Consider the following 19,660-nt stretch of genomic DNA (forward strand, 5'->3'; position numbering starts at 1 on the left):
ATTAACAGAAAAAGGCGCTCACTGCGCGCCCCAGATATGGTCGCGATAACCGGCTATGGTGACATCGCTGGAGAAGCGGCCACTGACCGCGGTGTTGCGAATACTCATGGCGGTCCAGCGCTGAGGGTCCTGATAAGCCTTGGCGGCTTGCAGCTGGGCCAGACGGTAGGTTTCAAAGTCGGCCGCCAGCATCCAGGGATCTTGGGGCGACTCAATGGCGGCTATGATGGGGTCGAAGATCCCCGGTTCCTGCAGATTAAAGTGACCACTTTTGAGCAGCGCCATTACGCCGCCGAGCGCCGCCGAAGACGCTATATATTGCGCCGGGCAGTAGTGCGCCTTGAGTTCCTCCACCGCCAGGGCATTGAGGCCAAACAGAAAGAAGTTGTCTTCACCTACCTCTTCGAGCATCTCGATATTGGCACCATCCAGAGTGCCTATGGTCAGGGCGCCATTCATCATGAACTTCATATTGCCTGTGCCCGAGGCTTCCTTGCCGGCGGTGGATATCTGCTCTGACAAATCCGTACCCGGGCAGATCACCTCCATGGCGCTGACGTTATAGTCGGGCAAAAAGGCAAACCTTAACCAGGGACTGACTCTGGGATCCTCATTGACCATATGAGCCACATTGTTGGCCAATTTGATCACCAGTTTCGCCATGGCATAACCGGGCGCCGCCTTGCCGCCAATCAGCACGCAGCGTGGTTGCATCCCCTGGGTATCGCCACTGACAATCCGCTGATAGAGATGGATCACATGCATGATATTCAGCAGTTGCCGCTTGTATTCATGGATCCTCTTAACCTGCACATCAAACATCATGGAGGGGTCGAAGTTCACCTGGCAGCGCTGCGCCACCAGCTCGGCCAGCGCCTGTTTATTGGCCTGCTTCACCTCGCGCCAGGCAGCAATAAATGGCTTGTCCGAGGTAAAGGCGTTGAGGGCAGTCAGGCATCTTAGGTCGCTCAGCCAATCCTGTCCCAGGCGGCTGCTGATGAGCGCGGCCAAACGGGGGTTACAGTGAGCCAGCCAGCGCCTGGGCGTCACGCCATTGGTACGGTTGTTGAACTTATGCGGCCAGAGCTCGTAAAAATCCCGAAACAGCCCTGTGGTCAACAGCCTTGAGTGCAGCGCCGCCACACCATTGACCGAAAAGCTGGCCACTATCGCCAGATAGGCCATACGGATATGGGGCTCATCCCCCTCTTCTATGATGGACATCTGCCGCAGACGTGACACATCGCCGGGCCAGTGATGCGCCACCAACTCCAGGTATCTGGCGTTGATTTCATAGATGATCTCCAGAATACGCGGCAGCATCTGGGCGAACATGCGCACCGGCCAGCGCTCCAGCGCCTCCGGCAACAAGGTATGGTTGGTGTAGGCCATGCAATGGCTGACTATGTCCCAGGCGGCTTGCCACTCCAGCTGATATTCGTCGATAAGCAGGCGCATCAACTCGGGAACCGCAATCGCCGGATGGGTATCATTGAGCTGCAGCACATGAAACTTGGCAAACTCACTGAAGTCCCGGCCTTTGTTGGCAACCCAGGTCGTCAACAGATCCTGCAAACTGGCGGAGGACAGGAAATACTGCTGCCGCAGCCGCAACTCTTTACCGTTTTCACTGCTGTCATTGGGGTACAGCACCATGGTGATCTGCTCGGCCAGATTCTTGGCTGCCACGGCTTCGGTGTAATCCCCCTGGTTGAACTCGGCAAGGTCAAACTCATCCGTGGCCTCGGCCTTCCAAAGCCTCAGGGTGTTGACCCGGCCGTTGCGATAACCCGGCACAGGCATATCATAGGCAACCGCCAGTACATCCTGGGTATCCACCCAGGCCCTGTGCCGACGACCATCGCGGTCGACATGGCTCTGCACATGACCAAAGAAAGGCACTGTCACATTGTGCTGTGAAGCCCGCACTTCCCAGGGGTTGCCATCCCTGAGCCAGCGGTCCGGCTGCTCCTGCTGGTAACCATCGACTATCTGCTGGGCAAACATGCCGTACTCATAACGAATGCCATAGCCAGTGACCGCCAGCCCGAGACTGGCGCAGCTGTCCATAAAGCAAGCCGCCAGCCGCCCGAGACCGCCGTTCCCCAGACCTGCGTCATGCTCTTGCTGTTGCAGGGTTTCAAGCGCTACCGCATAGCCTTGCAGCATCTCCCGACACTCGTCGGTCAGGTCCAGATTGAGCAAGGCGTTGCCCAGGCTTCGGCCCATCAAAAACTCCAGCGACAAATAAGCCACCTGTTTGCGCTGGTACAAAGCATCCTGGCTGCGACTGGCACACCAATCGTCCAACAGCTGCTCTTTGACGCTCAGGGCCAACGCCTGATAAAGCTCCTGCGGCCTGCGCTCATTGCGGTTAAGATCGTATCTCAGCTGTCTGGCAAAGGCCGCCGGCAGTGAATCACAGGGCTCGCAGTCTTGGTGCGCCAGATGGCCTGGGGCTTGTTGACTAGCGGGTGCTATTGGCGATGCGGCTTTTGATGCTGTTGTCGATTGGCTCTTACTGCGGCTCTTGACTCTATTCCTTGAAGTATCAGTCATGGCTGGCTCCTTTGGCTGAGGACGACAGATAACGGCCACCTGCGGCCAGCAGCTGAAAACTGAAGGCGGCAACGGCGAAAGATGAAGCTGTGGGATAGCAGGATTGCAGTTCATCCCGTCCGGCTTCGCTGGAAAGCAGCAATTGCCACTGCTCACCGGCTCCGGGCGGCGGAGCTGGCAGACAAAAATGGCTGTTGCTGTCACCGGCATGCAGCAGGATCAGCAGAGCTTCGGTCTGAAGTTTGTTTTCTCCTTGAGGGCTCATATCTAACTGACGGCTCTTTTTCAGCTGAAGGCTCTCTGCCCACTGAAGGCTCTTATTGAGCTGACGGCTCTGCATCAACTGCAAGCTGCGGCACTGGACTTCGCCCCAATGGCCGGGGGTCATGGCCTCGCCGGAGGCAGCAAACCAAGCCAGGGCTCTGGGAGCCTGGAGGGCGTCGGTGTGAACATAGTCATCGCTGTCATAAAAACCGCAATCCCGGCGGATATGGATAAGCCGGCGAACAAAGGCGCCAAGCGCAGTATCTTCCCTGTGCCAATCGAGCCAGCCCAATGGGTTGTCCTGACAATAGGCGTTGTTGTTGCCACTCTGGGAGTTGCCGAACTCATCGCCGGCCAGCAACATGGGCGTGCCCTGGGAGAGCAGTAAACTCGCCAGCAGATTACGGCTCTGGCGCGCCCTCAGGGCCTTTATGGCGGCATCTTTGCTCTCGCCTTCCACGCCATGGTTGGCACTGAAGTTTTCATGGTGACCATCGCGGTTGTTTTCGCCGTTGGCCTGATTGTGCCGCTCGCGATAGCTCACCAGGTCCCTCAGGGTGAAACCATCATGGCTGCAGATAAAGTTGATTGAACTTTGCGGGCCGCGCCCCGAGTGTTCAAACAGATCGCCGGAGCCGGAAAGGCGCCTGGCAAGCTCGGGCAAGAGCCCGGCATCACCGCGCCAGAAACGCCGCAGGGTATCGCGATATCTGTCGTTCCATTCGGCAAAGCGATTGGGGAACTGCCCCAACTGATAACCGCCCGGGCCTATGTCCCAGGGCTCGGCTATCAGCACACATTGCTGCAGTTCAGGGTCTTGCAGCAAGGCATCGAACAATCCGGCGCGATTGCTGAACCCCCGCATCTCACGGCCAAGGCTGGTGGCCAGATCGAAACGAAAGCCATCCACCCCCATGACATCGACCCAGTAACGCAGCGAGTCCATCAGCAGCTGTACGACTCTTGGATGGCTGATATCCAGGCAGTTGCCACAGCCAGAGTCATTGATATAAAAACGCTTATCTGCCGGATGCAAACGATAGTAGCTGAGATTGTCCAAGCCGCGAAAACTGACGGTCGGCCCCTGACGGTTACCCTCGGCGCTGTGGTTAAAGACCACATCCAGCACGAGTTTGATACCGGCATCATGCAGGGCAGAAACCATCTGCTTGAATTCGCCAATGGCATCGTCAGAGGCCGAATATGCCCCATGGGGAGCGAAGAAACCTATGCTGTTATAACCCCAGTAATTGCTGAGCCCGCTATCCAGCAGAAAAGGCTCGGACAGAAAGGCGTGCACCGGCAGCAGTTCGACACAGGTGATCCCGAGCGACTTGAGATAAGCTATCGCCACCGGGTGCGCCAAACCGGCAAAGGTGCCGCGAAGCTCAGAGGGGATCCCTGCCATGGCGGCGGTGAAGCCCTTGAGGTGCATCTCGTAGATCACTTCATTACGCCATTGGCCGCCCGGTAAGCGCTTGCCGGTAAAGCGGGTATCGGCTACCACTTGGCATTTGGGCATGGCCCAGGCGTTGTCACAGGGATCGGCCCATAAGTCATCACCTATTCCGGCACTGCCGGACTCCCGCTCTGGGGTCCCTGGTACTGGGGATTCAGCATCCCCCGGATGGCAAACAGCGGCCAATGGCCGGCCCTGCTCATCGACTCTGGCATAGCCAAGTTGCCAGGGCCCATACTGCCAGCGACCACAAAAGGCTCTGGCGTAAGGGTCCAGCAGCAGCTTGGCCGGATTGAATCTGTGCCCTTCCTGAGGCTGATAAGGGCCATGCACCCGATAGCCATAGCAGAGTCCTTCACCGGCCCCCTGCAGCAAACCATGGAACACCCGTTGCGAGGACGGCATAAGCTCGAAACGGCCCGACTCCTGCCATTGGCCATTTTTGAATTCAAACAGGCACAGCTCTACCCGGGTTGCATGAGCCGAAAACAGCGCAAAATTCACCCCTTCCGGATCGCCATTGGCTGCATGCACCAGAGTCGAGCCCAGAGGCCAGGGTTTGCCTGCAAGCATCTGCATCAGCCACGCTCCAAGGCGAAATAGACGCTCGCCAGTGGCGGCACCCGGATCAGCGCGCTATATGGCATGCCCTGCCAGGGGATCTCCTCGGCTTCCATGCCTCCGGCGTTGCCTTGATTACTGCCGCCGTAGAATGCGCTGTCGCTGTTGAGCAGCTCGCGGTAACGTCCGGGCTCTGGCAATCCCAGTCGATAGCCTTCCCTGACACAAGGGGTAAAGTTACAGATAACCAGCACCATGTTGCCGTCGGAATCGATACGCGTAAACGCCAGCAGGCTGTGCTGACAGTCGTTGCAGTCGAGCCAGCGAAACCCTTGCGGCTCGCCGTCACACTGCCACAATGACGGCTGCCGGCGGTAACAGAGGTTAAGATCCCGCACCCAATCGCTGAGCCCCTGATGAGACGGATACTGCAGCAGGTGCCAGTCGAGGCTGAAGTCATGTTGCCATTCGCGCCGCTGGCCAAACTCGCCGCCCATAAACAGCAGCTTTTTCCCCGGATGAGCCCACATAAAACCGTAAAAAGCCCGCAGTGTGGCAAACTTCTGCCAGTCATCGCCGGGGATCTTCTCCAACAAGGCGCGCTTGCCATGCACCACTTCATCGTGACTCAGCGACAAAATAAACTGCTCGGTATAGGCATAGATGAGGGAAAAAGTCAGTTGCCCATGGTGATAGCTGCGATGTACCGGCTCCTTGGTGAGATAATCCAAGGTGTCGTGCATCCAGCCCATATTCCATTTGAAGCCGAATCCCAAGCCGCCGGCAGCGACATCCCGGCTGACGCCATCCCAGGCGGTGGACTCTTCGGCAATCATGATGATCCCCGGGTACTCATGGTAGAGACGCGTATTGAGCTGCTGCAAAAAGGCTATCGCTTCCAAATTCTCACGGCCGCCATATTCGTTGGCCTGCCACTGGCCCTCTTCGCGGCTGTAATCCAGATAGAGCATGGAAGACACTGCATCGAGACGCAGGCCATCGAAGTGAAACTCCTCCAGCCAATAACAGGCATTGCTGAGCAGAAAACTCTGCACCTCTTTGCGGCCATAGTTGTAGATCAAGGTGTCCCAGTCGGGATGACGGCCACGGCGGGGATCTTCATGTTCGTACAAGCAAGTGCCATCAAAATGCGCCAGGCCGTGGGGGTCGGAAGGAAAGTGCGCCGCCACCCAGTCGAGCAGCACACCAATACCCGCCCTGTGGCAGGCATCCACCAGCAGTTTAAGCCCCTCGGGATCACCAAACCTATGACTGGGAGCATACAGCCCCACGGGTTGATAGCCCCAGGAACCGTCGAAGGGGTATTCACTCAGCGGCATAAATTCCACATGGGTAAAGCCGTGAGATTGCAGGTAAGGCACCAAGAGTTCGGCCACCTCTGCGTAGCTGAGAAAACCGCCTTCGCCGTTACGCCGCCAGGACCCCAGATGCAGCTCATAGATACTGACCGCCTGTCGGTGCCAGGTGCTTTGCGCCCTGGCGGCCATCCAATCACTGTCCTGCCATTGCCAATCACTGTCTGCCATCGGCACTATCGAGGCGTTGTGGGGCGCACCTTGCATCTGTCTGGCGCAGGGGTCGGCCTTTTCCAGCCAGCTGCCATCCTGGGTTTGCAGCAAAAATTTATAGTGCTCACCGCCCTGGACTTGCGGCAAAAACAGCTCCCAAAGACCTGAGGCCGGGTGGCGGCGCATACTGTGGCGACGTCTGTCCCAATGATTAAAATCCCCCAGCAAAGACACACTTTTGGCATTGGGAGCCCAAACACAAAAACGTACACCTTTTACGCCCTGGCACTCGAGCCAATTGGCACCAAGCAACTGCCAGCCTTTCAGCAGACTGCCTTCATTGAAGAGAAAGCATGCCTGTTCATCGAGCGAAGCATCAAAGCGGTAAGGGTCGTCCAGCACCAGCTCCGCCTGGGGATAGCTGATGCGGAGCCTATATTCGAAGGGTTTGACCCTGCGCCCCATAAAGCCACTGAACAGGGGCTCGGCGCCAACGACAGGGGTAAGCTCAGCCACCTTACGGCCGGTTTTCGCGTCCAGCACCTCGACGGCGGCGGCGCCGGGCAGCACGGCGTGCAGTAGCAAGCGGCTGCGGCCATTTTGCTCGACCAGATGCATTCCGAGCCAGGCGAAGGGATCGCCATGGCGCCCTTCGGCCAAAGCGCAGGCAGCGGCAAAGTCCAGTTCAGGGACCAGGCTTTCCTGCATTGGCTCACTAAAGTGCGGCGCGGGTTCATTGGCGACGATTTGCTGTTTCATCTGCATCTCCTGTTGATTGAGCTCGCAGCCGCTCCGGCTCAGCGCTGCAACTTTGCTCGCGCACCCGGCGGATATCCCTGAGCAGGTTTTGCAGCAGCTCGGAATCATTGAGCCTTTCCACGGCCAACGAATAACGTCGGCGCCAGTTGGGATACTCAGCGCTGGTGCCCGGGATATTGACCGCCACCTTATCGCCGAGCAGATCTGTCAGCGGCAGGCTGAAAAGCGCACTGCGCCCCGAGGCGACCGTGACGGCGAGGTTATGGATCAAGTTGTGGGTATAGGTGACAGATTCCGGCGCAAGTGCAGCTTTTATCTTGTTATCAAAGGGATAAAAGCGCGATAGCCAAACTTCAAGAGCCTGAATATCCCTGCGGCGGTCATCGCTTTCCCTTGCGTATTGTTCAGCGCCCAGCAGGCCAAGTTCCCGCCTGAGCCTGAGATCTTCTTCTTCCAGCCAGGCTTTGAGCGGCGGTACATCATGGTTGCTCAGCATCATGATGGCGTTTGGCTTGTAGTCATTTGGCGGCCGAAATCCACCAAACTCAGGGAAATCCTGCTGCTCACGGCAAAAATAGAACAGCTCATTGGAGTACAGCCCGCCAAGCTTAAGTGGCGCTACGATTTGGGGTGGCACCAGCCCAAGGTCTTCGCCAATCACCAGGCAACGGGCACGCTGGCTCTCCAGCAATAAAATCGCCAGCAGGGTATCGAAGGGGTAATAGACATAGGCGCCTTCAGGCTCGCCAGACTCAGTTTCGACTGCAGTTTCAATCTGGTTTTCGGCCTCGGCCGGCCACCACCAGAGACGAAACAGCGACATCACGTGATCTATCCGAATGGCACCGCTGTGGCGCATGTTGGTGCGCAGCAACTCAATAAAATGGCTAAAATCCGCTTGCTTGAGACCGACGGGATCCAGAGGCGTCAGCCCCCAGTTCTGCCCCTGGGGCGCAAAGGCATCCGGCGGCGCCCCTATGCTGGCACCTTGGCAAAACTGACTCTGATGCTGACTCACCTCAGTGCCGCTGCCAACTGTGCCGACAGCCAGATCCCGGATAAGGCCGATACTCATGCCGGCTTCTATGGCGCGGGATTGACACAAAGCCAACTGCTCTTCGGCAACAAACTGCAGATAGAGATAAAAGCCGGCATCTGCGGGCCAGTCTCCGGTGGCGAAACTTGCCTGCTCCCGGGCATAGTGCTGCAGCGCCAGTCCTTCCAGGCGCACAAAGCCTTCGTAGCCCTGGCGCCTGGGAGCATCCTTGGGCAAAGCGTTGAAACGCAGCCACATTGCTTTGAGGCGGGCACACTTATCACGGCTGACAGCGGCATAGTCCAGCCAGGGGCTGAAGGCCGTTTGCTCGGCAAAAGATTCAGCATCACAGTTTTTTGCCATCCCTTCGGCGCAGAGCGGCGGCGAGATATACAAGGGGTGCAGGCGGCGTCTGTCTATTGGGCTGTAGGGACTTGGGGAGGCATCCTCAGTGAGCGCCAGCGCATGCAGGGGGTTGAGCAGGATAAAGTCCAGCCCCTTGGGGGCCAGTTGGGTTATCAGCTTCAGCAGGGCTCCAAAGTCGCCCATTGCCTCAGGGCCGGGAGTATCCTCCTGCCAGAGCGAAAACAGCTGCACGCTGACGCCCCAGGGCCTGCGATGAGGCTCGTTTTGCCGCGCCGTATTTTTTTGCAGTACGCCTTGGAAGGCCTGCCTTGGCGCCACCATCAAGGTGCCCGCAGCAAGCAGCCTCTCATCGCCCTCACGCTCAATGATAGATAAAGACACCCTGTGGTAGCCAAGTCCGGGGGCGATGCCACAGTTGCCGGAAACCTCGTCCAGTTTAAGCTCGTGCTCAAGATAGCAGCGCTCACCGATACGATAATCGCCGCGCACCGGGCAGTCTGCCGCTGAAAAGCTGACAACAAACTCCTCACCCAGTTCACTCGTCAGCGTCAGCTGCAGCGCCTTGGATGGCAAAGACTGCGCCTCGAGTCTGAACCTCAGACCGAGACTGTCGAGATAGCACCACTGAAATGAAGGCAACAGCTGCTGCCAGGGTTCGGCATCGAGCTGATAGACCCGCCGCTCAATCCAAAGCTCGCTCGCCTCTTCGGGTATAGGGCCACACATGGCGCTGAGGATCTGTTTGCGTGTGCCGGCCGATGTAGGGCAAAAACGCCCATAGCTGTCGCTGAAGCCGTCCCCTATCCCTTGCAGATACAGCAACTTCTCCAGTCCCATCTCAGCACTCCACGCCAATCACCTTAAGTTCCCTGTGAGCAGATAGCATGCCAGGGCAAAATAACAGCAATAAGACAGAGGTGTGTCAGCCAAGTGACAAGTATTTAATATTTTAATTCAGTAGCTTGTGAAAATTCGCCCTGATGTTGGGCGAGCGTCTCGCAAAAGGCACCAAAGGTAAATGAGTTGCACCAATGACTCAAGACTGTGCAATCTTTCACCAATTGAGTGCAAGACATCGCCGACAAAAGCCGGGATTGGCAACCAGGGGTTGAAAACGGGGTTCTGACAGAAATCAATCTTGGGGCCGCTGATGGCGACCCGCTTGAAAGAGGAAAACTCAGCTCTTGGTTTGCTTTGGGGTCACAGCTTCCGGCTCATCGCTCGGCTGAATTTGTCCCACCAGCAGCATGGGGGCGGCATCCAGCTCTTCGGCATCCATCATGGTGGCAATCCGCTCCACGGCCGACAAGAGCTGGCTCTGCTCCCAGGCCTCCAGCGCCTGATAGCGCTTGATAAAGTGCTCCTGCAGCGGTTTGGGCGCCTGTGCCAGCAAGGCAGCACCGGACTCGCTCAGCAATAGGTGTACCTTGCGCTTATCGGTTTGGCTGCGCTGACGTATAACCAAGCCCTTGGCTTCAAGACGGTCGATGATAGTGGTGACAGTGGCAGGACTCAGATTGATCTCGGTCGCCACCTGTTTGGCGAGCGGCGATCCCATGGAAGCGATTTTCTGCATCACCATAAGCTGCGGTCCGGTGAGGCCCGAGTGCTTACTGAGCTGCCTGGAATGCAGGTCGATGGCGCGGATCACTTTGCGCAGCGAGATTAATAACTGCTCATACTTTTCCATGAATACTTCCTACTCACACTGGTTCGAAAAGGGCTACTGAAATCACAGCTAGCCGAAAGGCGCCAGCTTATCAGAAAAGCTCTGCAAACTCATAGCCCATCGACTCAATAGCGGAATTTTCAAAAATACCACCGCCGACAAATGCAACTTCAGATCAACAAATTGCTCATCTTTTGTTGATACAAAAATCTCATAGTGCAATCATTAGATAACTAACGATTAGAGCTCAAATTAATTATTGAGTGTTAATTATCAGAAAAGGACTATCCCCATGCCGGCCACCAGCCTGAAGTACAAGAGCGAAGAAAATCCTATTCCACTGAAAGTCATCACAGAGAAGCGGCCATTTTCCAGCCATCAGGCGCTGATGCAGTTTGATGTTGCCAATCACTCCTGGCGGGAAACCTTGTCACTGAGCTTTAAGAATGACAAACAACTATCCCAGGTATTCAACAATATTCGCGCGGTCGATGACCAAGTTTATGAAGTGATTGCCGCCAGGATCACCCCCTATATAGCCCAGCTGATGGACAAAGATGATCCCAACTGCCCGATTCGGTTGCAGTATGTTCCTGAGCAGGATGAGTTGGAGGTCGCCCCCCATGAAATGGGCGATCAATTGGCGGAAGATGACATGATGCCAGAAGGCACCTCGATAGTGCACAGGTATCCCAATCGGGTGTTGTTCCTGGTACACAACATCTGCGGCTCCTATTGCCGCCACTGTACCCGCAAACGCATGGTGTCCGATCCGCTCAACGTGATCTCCATGGACAGGATCCGTCGCTCGGTGGAGTATCTGCGCCAACATACAGAAGTGCAGGACGTGCTCCTGTCGGGTGGCGATCCTTTGCTGCTCACTGATGACAAGCTGGATGAAATTCTGTCGATGATCCGAGAGGCCAGACCGGATCTGAAAATACTGCGTATCGGCAGCCGTTTATTGGCGCAGCTTCCCACCCGGGTCACGCCCGAGTTGTGCCGGGCACTGAAGCGTAACCGAGTCACACTGATCAACACCCAAGTGAACCACCCCAGAGAAATCACCCCCTTATTCAGCAAACATATCGCCATGCTCAGGGAAACCGGCATCATGCTCGGCAACCAGAGCGTGCTGATCAAAGGCGTCAACGACAGCATAGACACTATGCAGGAACTGGTGATGGAGTTGGTATCCATAGGCATACGTCCCTATTACGTCTATGCCATGGATCCGGCGCCGGGCAACAGCAAGTTTCAGGTCAGTTATCAGCGAATGCTGAAAATCTATCATGGCATCCGCGGCTGGGTATCCGGCCCGGCAATTCCCACCTTTATCGTCGATGGCGTCGGCGGTCTGGGTAAAATGCCGGTGCAGCCGGAATATGTCAGCAGGCAAACAGGCCCGGAAGGCGAGCGTCTGATAGCCACCAACTTTGAAGGGCGCAGCGCCGACGTATCATTCCTGCTACAGGAGTGATCCATGCACCCTTTGGATTATGGGATTTTCCTGGCGTACCTCGTAGGTTTACTGGGGTTTGGTTACTTCCACTTCAAACGCCACAGTGACGGCGATGACTACTATCTCGGTGGCCGCAATATCAAAGCCAGGCACGTAGGCTTTTCCATTGCCGCCACGGATGTGGGCGGCGGATTTTCCATAGGTCTTGCCGGTCTCGGCTTCAGTATGGGGCTGGCGGGCAGTTGGCTGCTGTTTACCGGTTTGCTGGGGGCCTGGTTATCTGCTGTGTTTGTTATTCCCAGGGTCAAACGTCTAGAGCAGGGCGAGCGCTTTTATACCTATCCGGATCTGCTCAAGCACAGATTCGGGGCCAGAGTCGCCATGTTGGCCGCCTTGATCTCCTGTATCGGGTATCTGGGGTTTACCGGCGCGCAGATCCTCGCCGGTGCCAAACTGGCGGCCGCGACCCTGCTGCCCAAGGGCTTCGATGCCTTGCCGCCGCTGCAGTTGGCACTCTGGGTGATAGGCGGAACCACCATACTTTACACTGTATTTGGGGGGCTCAAGGCGGTTATCTATACCGACAGTGTCCAGTGGCTCATTTTATTGCTGGGCTTGATTGGCTTTACCCTGCCCTACGCCCTGGTCGAGGTCGGTGGCTGGCAGGGGCTGAGCCGCAATCTGCCGCCATCCCATATGTCACTGACCGCTATAGATCCCATCACGGCCATCAATTGGCTACTCACCATCACACCTGTGTGGCTGATTGCCATGACTCTCTATCAGCGAATGTTTGCCTGTAAAGATGGCGCCACCGCCAAGCGCGCCTGGTATCTGGCCGGGGTGCTTGAATATCCCCTGATGGCGATATCCGGCGTTTTATTGGGGATGTGTGCCAGAGTCATGTTGCCACATATGGACAGTGAAATGGCGGTGCCGGCGATGATCCGCGATCTCTTGCCAATGGGCTTTACCGGGCTGATTATCGCGGCATACTTTTCCGCTATCATGTCCACCGCCGACAGTTGCCTGATGGCAGCATCCGGCAACCTGACCCAAGATCTGCTCGGGCTGGCTCCCAGAGGGAACAACACCCTGAGACTGTCGATGATTGCCACTCTATTGTTGGGGCTGGCAGCTATCTATCTCGCCAGTCAGGCCAGGCAGGTATTGGATGCCATTCTCTATGCTTATGCCTTTATGGTTTCCGGGCTGTTTGTCCCGACTCTGGCGGCGCTGTTTTGGCCCAGAGTCAGCTCCACTGCGGCACTTTGCGCCATGCTGGGTGGCGGCCTCACGGCGTTGGCGCTACTGACAGAGCTGTTCAAGCTGCCGGATGGCTTGGCTAAACTCGGTCTGGATCCCAGTATCTATGGCATTTTGGTCTCCGCCGGATTGTTGCTACTGGTCAACATCATTCACCAACCAGATCTCAAGCCCCGGCTCACCTCGCATCAGGACAGTTCACACTCATGACCCAAGCTCAATTTGATCAACAACTCAACTTACTCGGCGCCCACATCCAGCATGGCCCGGCCAATGATCGCATCTATCTGATCTCCCTTGGTAATGCCGAACCCAGGCCTTTACTGGATGCACTGAGAGCCCTGGCGCTGCAACATGGCTACGGCAAAATCATCGCCAAACTACCTGAGCACAAGGCCGGTCTGTTTTTGGCATATGGTTTCAGCGAAGAGGCCAGGATCCCAGGCTTTTATCAAAGCCAGGACGCCGTATTTCTCGCCCATTACCAGGACAAAACCAGACAATTTCGCACCATGCCGGAGTTGGATACCCTGCTGGAGCATGCCAGGGCGGATATCAAGCCTGAATTCCATTCAGCGGCCGAGGTCAGTCGCTGCCACGAAGAGGATCTGCCGCAGATGGCCAGGCTCTATAGCGAGGTGTTTCCCAGCTACCCCTTCCCCATTGAAGATCCGGAATTTTTGCGGCAAAACATGGCCAGTGATGTCGACTACTTTGGGATCCGCCAACAAGGGCGACTGATAGCCCTGGCTTCTGCCGAAAAGGATCCCAAGAGTCTCAGTGCAGAGATGACAGACTTTGCAACTCTGCCACAAGCCCGCGGACAAGGCTGCGCCAGAGCCTTGCTGGCACATATGGAACAAGCAATATTCCACCAAGGCTACCGAACCGCCTATACCATAGCCAGAGCCGTTTCCGTTGGTATGAACCGTACCTTTGCCGCGGCAGATTACCGCTATGGCGGCCGTCTGCACCTCAATACCCAAATAGGTGGTCAGATAGAGAGCATGAACCTATGGCATAAATCAATCGCTTAAATTTTGTTCAACCCAAAATGTAAACCTGACTTCCCAATATCCCGGTATTACTGGCAAGCATAAGGTGCAATTCCCCGCCCCATCCGCTAGAATTCCATGCTTTCGGCTAATGGCCCTACAAGTATTAAGGGGTAATATGGTGGCCGTGGGAGCCGCTGCCATCATGGAAAGAAAGGCGTTATCTGCATCTGTGTCATAAAAACAGCTTTTATGTCACTTAGTTTCAACTTTCTCTTAATTTTCCTTCTTTTCGGCGCAGTTCTTGGCGCTGCCTCACACTTTTTGGTCGGATGAGTTGGTAATTTGACACCAAGAGAGAGATACAGATTTCATTTTCAACAGCATATATAGGTGAACTTATGGCTGCTAAATTCTTTATCCCTTCAGTAAACGTCCTGGGTCAGGGCGCTGTAGACGATGCTATCGGTGATATCCAGACTCTGGGATTCAAACGGGCATTGATAGTGACAGACAAACCTCTGGTCAGCATAGGTCTGGTGGGACAGATCGCCGAAAAGCTGGGTCAGGCAGGCATTACCGCCACTGTATTCGATGGCGTTCAACCCAACCCAACCGTTGGTAACGTGGAAGCGGGCCTTGAGTTGCTGCGCGCCAACGACTGTGACTTCGTGATCTCCCTGGGCGGCGGTTCACCACACGATTGTGCCAAGGGTATTGCCCTGGTTGCAGCCAATGGTGGCTCCATCAAAGATTACGAAGGCCTGGATCAGTCAGCCAAGCCCCAGTTGCCGCTGGTGGCTATCAACACAACCGCCGGCACCGCCAGTGAAATGACTCGCTTCTGCATCATCACAGATGAAAGCCGTCATATAAAGATGGCCATTGTCGACAAGCACACTACCCCCATCATCTCGGTCAACGACCCTGAGCTGATGCTGAAAAAACCTGCCAGCCTGACAGCGGCAACCGGTATGGATGCTCTGACTCACGCGGTAGAAGCCTATGTTTCCATCGCCGCCAATCCAATCACCGATGCCTGCGCCATCAAGGCTATTGAGCTTATTCATGCCAACCTGATCAATGCGGTAGAGCATGGTGACAATATCCAGGCCCGTGAGCAGATGGCATACGCCCAGTTCCTCGCCGGTATGGCATTCAACAACGCCAGCCTGGGTTACGTACATGCCATGGCGCACCAGTTGGGTGGTTTCTACGATCTGCCCCATGGCGTTTGTAACGCACTCTTACTGCCTTATGTGCAGGAATACAATGCTCAGGTTGCGGCTCCAAGACTGAAAGATGTTGCCAAAGCCATGGGTGTTGATGTCAGTGCCATGAGCGATGAACAGGGTGCTGCGGCAGCAATCAAGGCGATTAAAGAATTGGCTGCGGCAGTAAAAATCCCTGAAAACCTGACAAAAATTGGAGTAAAAGCCGAAGATATTCCTGTACTTGCAGAGAATGCTCTAAAAGACGCCTGCGGCTTTACCAACCCCAAACAGGCGACTCACGAGGAAATTTGCCAAATTTTCACTAACGCACTTTGATACATGTGTAATATAATTTCACAGTCTGCTTTTTCCCTGCAATGAGAAAGCTGTACAAGAGGCCCGCTCACCGAGCGGGCCTCTTCTCTTTCAGTTACCACTCTCTTCAAGCTTCCAAGCCCATCAGCTCAGCATTTCAACGGTTATTCGGCAACAGCTAAATTTTGAGATCTGTCCCCGGTTTATTTCTGTCGAATACAGGCTAAATGAGATTAAGAGCAACAAGCAATAAGGAGTACACCCCGCGTTTGTAACCCTTGTCACAGTGGCCGATTGTTAGTTCAGCCCCTATGATAAATTCAGGAATCAACCAGGCAGGATACCTTATGACAGCCATTACCCAGATAATCAATTACACAGTTCGTTGCCCCCATTATCAGGATCAGAGCGCCGAAGCGACATGGCGCAATCACATCGAAATCAATCAATCGGCAGAAATCGCCCTCGACCGACTCAGCAAGTGGCATGCTCACTCTGGTAACAGGGTATTTTGTTTTCAGAACATAGTGGTGCGTAAGGCTGAAAAGGAGGAGGCTTACTTCGCCATGATCAGCGAGAGATTAAAACCCAGCGGCCATGCCCTGGTCACGCTCAAAGTTTTTATGGACAAGTGCACCAAAGACACCTCTGTCGAAGAGATAGTGGAGCACATATATCAAGACTGTCAGGCTCGCCTGGAAAGCCTTGGTTGAACCGCCCTGGAGCCGATTACCCCTGAGTCAATCAAGCTTCCATAGGCAATGCTCTCAATTGGCCGTATCCTTGTCATCTCCTGGTAAAGATACGGCCAAACAAGCGCCAGTTCACAGATTTACTACGGACAACGGCGATAGATCACAGTTATTCAATTCATTCCGGCACAAATCCGATAGATAATATCATTTCTGAGAAAATCATTTCCTTATTTTTCAAAAGCTAATAAAAGAAAACTCAAACTTACCCCAAATATAATCCATTTTTAGGCCAATTGTTGGCAAACCCTGCCACTGCTAGACTTTCCACCGCGGGCCAAAGTCTAAAGATCTCAATCATTCAGGCCTTGCGGGGTTGATGCAAATCAGGGCGACCGAGTTCGCCTGCCGAAATAACAGAATTTGTTTTTAAATCTGCAACAGGAAAGCCATTAAATGCACGAGTTAGCCAATATCGTCATCGTCGGCGGCGGCGCCGGTGGTATGGAGATCGCCACCAAACTGGGCCATAAACTGGGCCGCAAAGCCAAGGCCAGAGTCACGCTTATCGATGTCGCCGACAGTCATGTCTGGAAACCCCTGCTCCATGAGGTCGCCACAGGCGCATTGGATGTCGGGGTTGATGCCATCAGTTACCGCAGTCACGCAGCCGCTCACGGCTATCACTTTCAGCAAGGCGCCATGACGGACATAGACCGCAAAGCCAAGCAAGTGGTACTGGCGCCCATTTGTGATGACAAAGGTGAAGAACTGTTGCCATCACGGCGCATCGACTATGACTATCTGGTGGTTGCCATCGGCAGTATCGCCAACGACTTCAATATTCCCGGGGTGCGGGAACACTGCGTCTTCCTCGACAACACAGAACAGGCCATGGCCATCCGCCAGCGCTTGTTGAACAAGTTTATGCGTTATGCCAGCCATCAGCAGTTGGATGAGAAGATCAAAATCGCCGTCGTCGGCGCCGGTGCCACCGGGGTGGAGATGTCGGCCGAAATGCATCACGCAGTGGATCAGCTCAAGGGCTTTGGCTACAAGATAGATACCAGCCTGTTGGAAGTCACCCTGATTGAGGCCGACAAACGAATACTGCCCAAGGTGGAAAAGGAAGAGATCTCAGCCGCAGTCGCCAGAGAGCTGAGCACTCTGGGAGTCCGGGTGATGACCAATACCCGTATCACCCAGGTGACGGCCAAGGCGTTGACTACCAGTGAAGGCGAAGAGATCCCGAGCGATATGGTGATCTGGTCCACCGGGGTCAAGGCGCCTGAGTTTCTCCACGGCATTGGCGGCCTGGAAAGCAATCATATCCATCAGCTGCTGGTCAAACCCAATGCCCAAACCACGCTGGATGAGCATATCTTTGCCATTGGAGACTGTGCCGCTTGTCCTCAGCCGGACGGCAGCTGGGTGCCGCCAAGGGGCCAGGCCGCCAGGCAGATGGCCTTGATGACAGCGGATAACATCATAGCCATGCTCAGCGGCAAGACTCCCTCGAAAGAGTACCTTTACAAAGATCTCGGTTCACTGGTGAACCTGTCACGCTTCCACACGGTCGGTAACCTGATGTCTTTCATTGGCGGAGGCGTCATGGTCGAAGGCAAGATAGCCAGATTTGTTTATACCTCTCTCTATCGCCGCCATTTGATAGAGCTGCACGGTGTGGTCAAGGGCACCCTGCTGATGTTTGCCAAGGGGATAACCCGGATAATCCATCCCCATCTCAAGCTGCATTGATAAAGGGGGGGGCCAGGCGCCCCTCTTTTATTTGCCACGCCGGCAAGGCTATAATCGCTGCAGACTTATTTACCCGTAACAGACGAATTCAGATACTGCCTATGACAGCTCAATCCGCCGACTTTTCCAATATCAACCAAAGCAGCGCCCAGTCCTTCAAGGCGCAGAAAAATCTGATCAAACAACTGCTGGCCGGTAAAAAAGTGCCCTGCCCTAAATGCCAACAAGCCTTGAGTGCCACCCTGCCACCGGCAAAATCCACCTCAGAGCTTGCCAGCATCCGCTGCCCCAAGGGCTGCACTGATATTGAGCTGGAAACCGAACTGCCGGGCAAGTGAGTAAGCCCAATAAAAAAGGACCGCAACAGACGGTGGAAATCATCTGCTGCGGCTGCAAGGCAAAACTGTTCAAATATCGAAAGGGCGGCAAAGGCGCCTTGGTTAAATGTTTTGTCGAACGGATCCTGACAGATCATACGCAAACGCCCTGTACCTGCCCCGGCTGCGGCCAGGTCTTCGCCCGTCAGGCACTGATCCGCGGCGTGCCTGCATTCAAGATTATCGGTGGCAAGGCGCGCATGAATTAGCCCCCTTGTGCAGGCGCCGAGCCTTTGCGGCGCAGATAGAAACGGTAGTATCCCAACAGATTGCTGCCGATAAACACAGACTCCATCAATACCGCCATCGGCGAACCCAACAGGATATTATTCAGCAGCCAGCAACCGCTGCCGATGAACATCAGTTCCCTTAATCGTTTGTCATCACGGCAAAAGGCCGCCCTGGTCTGCAACAAACTGCCGGCCAGACTCAAAAGGTCGAGCCATTGATTGAAACTCAGGGCCACGGCCGTGACCGAAGCGGCCATAAACAGCCACATCAGACGTCTGTCAACGGTGAAGATACTGACAAAGAATCTGACACTGGCAACCAACATTAAAATGGCCGGGCTCCAGTGGTTGAGCAAGATAAAATGCGCCGAGATCAGCAGGCCCGACACCACCAGACAAGCGAGCACGGCGCGCCTGTGCCTGAACTGGAATGACAAAAGATCGCTAAACAGCGCCAGAGTGGCCAACAGCTGTGAAATAACAAAAATGGACAACACAGTATCCCGGAAGATTGAAACCGGCCGCTATTGTGCTGTGCCATTGAGGCGATGGCATTAACTTAGGTTAAGACGCCGGCGAATGCGGCTGAGGCTCTCAGGGGTGATGCCGATATAGTTGGCCAACTGCACCTGGCTCAGGGCGCTTATCCAGTGTGGCCAATGATTTTTTAACCACAGGTAGCGCTGCTCTGGCGACTTGAGCAATAGAAAAGCTTCTTTCTGCTCCTTGTAGCGCAGCTGGGCACGCAGCAATGAAAGCTCAGCGCGCTGAAACCCGCCAAGCTCAAACAGGCTCAGGGGCACGACCACCAGAGTGCTGTTTTCCAGTGCCTCAAGTTGATAACGGGCAGGCTCAGCACTGAGAAAACTGCTGTAAAGCAGACAAAATTCGCCAGGGAAATAGAACTCTTTGCAGCGCTGCTGCCCATCACTCAGATAGTGGCAGGCCCGCAGCAGACCATTGAGCAATAAAAAGCCCGACTGCTGTTTGCCACCTTGTGCCAGCAGCACCTCACCTGCCTGACAACTTTTCAGCTGAGCCTTATCCAAGAGTGGCGCCAAAGCACTGGGTTCAAGCCCCAACTCAAGGAAAAAGTCTGTCAGCACCCGGAAAGCGGCCTGATGAGACATAGATTCATGGCTCATTCAG

General features: G+C 55.1%; 15 protein-coding genes. 8 read left to right on the forward strand and 7 right to left on the reverse strand.

Annotation, left to right across the window (positions count from 1 at the left end; genetic code table 11):
• Window positions 1–18: 18 nt before the first annotated feature.
• From ACMHXI_RS07290 to ACMHXI_RS07310, 5 genes are all read right to left on the reverse strand, one after another.
• On the reverse strand, window positions 19–2,559 hold the full coding sequence (locus tag ACMHXI_RS07290) for a glycogen/starch/alpha-glucan phosphorylase (RefSeq protein ID WP_144221074.1): 2,541 nt from the start codon (window positions 2,557–2,559) through the stop codon (window positions 19–21).
• The gene (gene glgX, locus ACMHXI_RS07295) at window positions 2,552–4,861 is read right to left on the reverse strand and encodes a glycogen debranching protein GlgX (RefSeq protein WP_345860237.1); all 2,310 of its coding nucleotides are present in this window, start codon (window positions 4,859–4,861) and stop codon (window positions 2,552–2,554) included. Before glgX ends, ACMHXI_RS07290 begins: the two co-directional genes overlap by 8 nt.
• Window positions 4,861–7,080 carry a 1,4-alpha-glucan branching protein GlgB gene (glgB, locus tag ACMHXI_RS07300; RefSeq protein ID WP_345860251.1) on the reverse strand — a complete coding sequence of 740 codons (2,220 nt, stop codon included), beginning with the start codon at window positions 7,078–7,080 and terminating at the stop codon, window positions 4,861–4,863. Before glgB ends, glgX begins: the two co-directional genes overlap by 1 nt.
• Before the next feature lie 25 nt (window positions 7,081–7,105).
• Entirely contained in the window at window positions 7,106–9,370 is a 2,265-nt protein-coding gene (gene malQ / locus ACMHXI_RS07305; protein WP_144166395.1) for a 4-alpha-glucanotransferase, read from the reverse strand.
• Window positions 9,371–9,710: 340 nt separating this feature from the next.
• Window positions 9,711–10,223, reverse strand: a complete 513-nt coding sequence (locus ACMHXI_RS07310; RefSeq protein WP_025011422.1) for a MarR family winged helix-turn-helix transcriptional regulator — start codon at window positions 10,221–10,223, stop codon at window positions 9,711–9,713.
• Between the two features lie 271 nt (window positions 10,224–10,494).
• Between ACMHXI_RS07310 and ACMHXI_RS07315 the strand changes: the two genes are divergently transcribed.
• The 8 genes from ACMHXI_RS07315 (at window position 10,495) to ACMHXI_RS07350 (ending at window position 18,490) form a co-directional block, all read left to right on the forward strand.
• The gene (locus ACMHXI_RS07315) at window positions 10,495–11,682 is read left to right on the forward strand and encodes a KamA family radical SAM protein (protein ID WP_345860239.1); all 1,188 of its coding nucleotides are present in this window, start codon (window positions 10,495–10,497) and stop codon (window positions 11,680–11,682) included.
• A 3-nt stretch (window positions 11,683–11,685) separates the two neighbouring features.
• A complete protein-coding gene (locus ACMHXI_RS07320; RefSeq protein WP_345860241.1) occupies window positions 11,686–13,140 on the forward strand; it encodes a sodium:solute symporter family protein in 1,455 nt (484 codons plus the stop codon).
• Window positions 13,137–13,967 (forward strand): putative beta-lysine N-acetyltransferase, encoded by an 831-nt coding sequence (ablB, locus tag ACMHXI_RS07325; RefSeq protein WP_342172657.1) that lies wholly within the window; start codon window positions 13,137–13,139, stop codon window positions 13,965–13,967. The genes ACMHXI_RS07320 and ablB overlap by 4 nt, the downstream gene beginning before the upstream one ends.
• A 359-nt stretch (window positions 13,968–14,326) precedes the next feature.
• Window positions 14,327–15,475: an L-threonine dehydrogenase gene (yiaY, locus tag ACMHXI_RS07330; RefSeq protein ID WP_096141533.1), complete on the forward strand. Its 1,149-nt coding sequence runs from the start codon at window positions 14,327–14,329 to the stop codon at window positions 15,473–15,475.
• Between the two features lie 326 nt (window positions 15,476–15,801).
• Window positions 15,802–16,167 carry a cytoplasmic protein gene (locus ACMHXI_RS07335; RefSeq protein WP_345860242.1) on the forward strand — a complete coding sequence of 122 codons (366 nt, stop codon included), beginning with the start codon at window positions 15,802–15,804 and terminating at the stop codon, window positions 16,165–16,167.
• Window positions 16,168–16,602: 435 nt separating this feature from the next.
• Entirely contained in the window at window positions 16,603–17,904 is a 1,302-nt protein-coding gene (locus ACMHXI_RS07340) for an NAD(P)/FAD-dependent oxidoreductase (protein ID WP_107005649.1), read from the forward strand.
• A gap of 101 nt (window positions 17,905–18,005) precedes the next feature.
• Window positions 18,006–18,242, forward strand: a complete 237-nt coding sequence (locus ACMHXI_RS07345; RefSeq protein ID WP_025011415.1) for a hypothetical protein — start codon at window positions 18,006–18,008, stop codon at window positions 18,240–18,242.
• Complete coding sequence (locus tag ACMHXI_RS07350; RefSeq protein ID WP_028778989.1) at window positions 18,239–18,490, forward strand: hypothetical protein; 252 nt, start codon at window positions 18,239–18,241, stop codon at window positions 18,488–18,490. The genes ACMHXI_RS07345 and ACMHXI_RS07350 overlap by 4 nt, the downstream gene beginning before the upstream one ends.
• Here ACMHXI_RS07350 and ACMHXI_RS07355 read toward each other — a convergent pair.
• Both ACMHXI_RS07355 and ACMHXI_RS07360 read right to left on the reverse strand, forming a co-directional pair.
• On the reverse strand, window positions 18,487–19,005 hold the full coding sequence (locus ACMHXI_RS07355; RefSeq protein WP_345860243.1) for a YgjV family protein: 519 nt from the start codon (window positions 19,003–19,005) through the stop codon (window positions 18,487–18,489). The genes ACMHXI_RS07350 and ACMHXI_RS07355 overlap by 4 nt on opposite strands.
• A gap of 60 nt (window positions 19,006–19,065) precedes the next feature.
• Window positions 19,066–19,656, reverse strand: a complete 591-nt coding sequence (locus tag ACMHXI_RS07360) for a Crp/Fnr family transcriptional regulator (RefSeq protein ID WP_101059042.1) — start codon at window positions 19,654–19,656, stop codon at window positions 19,066–19,068.
• Window positions 19,657–19,660: the final 4 nt, after the last annotated feature.

It is taken from the genome of Shewanella sp. BJSY2023SW005 (genome assembly GCF_047314585.1).
Lineage (GTDB): Bacteria > Pseudomonadota > Gammaproteobacteria > Enterobacterales > Shewanellaceae > Shewanella > Shewanella algae.

Coding starts and splice junctions, on each gene's coding strand:
- ACMHXI_RS07310 (WP_025011422.1), bottom strand. CDS start 10,223: ATGGAAAAGTATGAGCAGTTATTAATCTCGCTGCGCAAAGTGATCCGC.
- ACMHXI_RS07320 (WP_345860241.1), top strand. CDS start 11,686: ATGCACCCTTTGGATTATGGGATTTTCCTGGCGTACCTCGTAGGTTTA.
- glgX (WP_345860237.1), bottom strand. CDS start 4,861: ATGCAGATGCTTGCAGGCAAACCCTGGCCTCTGGGCTCGACTCTGGTG.
- ACMHXI_RS07340 (WP_107005649.1), top strand. CDS start 16,603: ATGCACGAGTTAGCCAATATCGTCATCGTCGGCGGCGGCGCCGGTGGT.
- ACMHXI_RS07345 (WP_025011415.1), top strand. CDS start 18,006: ATGACAGCTCAATCCGCCGACTTTTCCAATATCAACCAAAGCAGCGCC.
- yiaY (WP_096141533.1), top strand. CDS start 14,327: ATGGCTGCTAAATTCTTTATCCCTTCAGTAAACGTCCTGGGTCAGGGC.
- ablB (WP_342172657.1), top strand. CDS start 13,137: ATGACCCAAGCTCAATTTGATCAACAACTCAACTTACTCGGCGCCCAC.
- ACMHXI_RS07360 (WP_101059042.1), bottom strand. CDS start 19,656: ATGAGCCATGAATCTATGTCTCATCAGGCCGCTTTCCGGGTGCTGACA.
- malQ (WP_144166395.1), bottom strand. CDS start 9,370: ATGGGACTGGAGAAGTTGCTGTATCTGCAAGGGATAGGGGACGGCTTC.
- ACMHXI_RS07290 (WP_144221074.1), bottom strand. CDS start 2,559: ATGACTGATACTTCAAGGAATAGAGTCAAGAGCCGCAGTAAGAGCCAA.
- ACMHXI_RS07315 (WP_345860239.1), top strand. CDS start 10,495: ATGCCGGCCACCAGCCTGAAGTACAAGAGCGAAGAAAATCCTATTCCA.
- ACMHXI_RS07335 (WP_345860242.1), top strand. CDS start 15,802: ATGACAGCCATTACCCAGATAATCAATTACACAGTTCGTTGCCCCCAT.
- glgB (WP_345860251.1), bottom strand. CDS start 7,080: ATGCAGGAAAGCCTGGTCCCTGAACTGGACTTTGCCGCTGCCTGCGCT.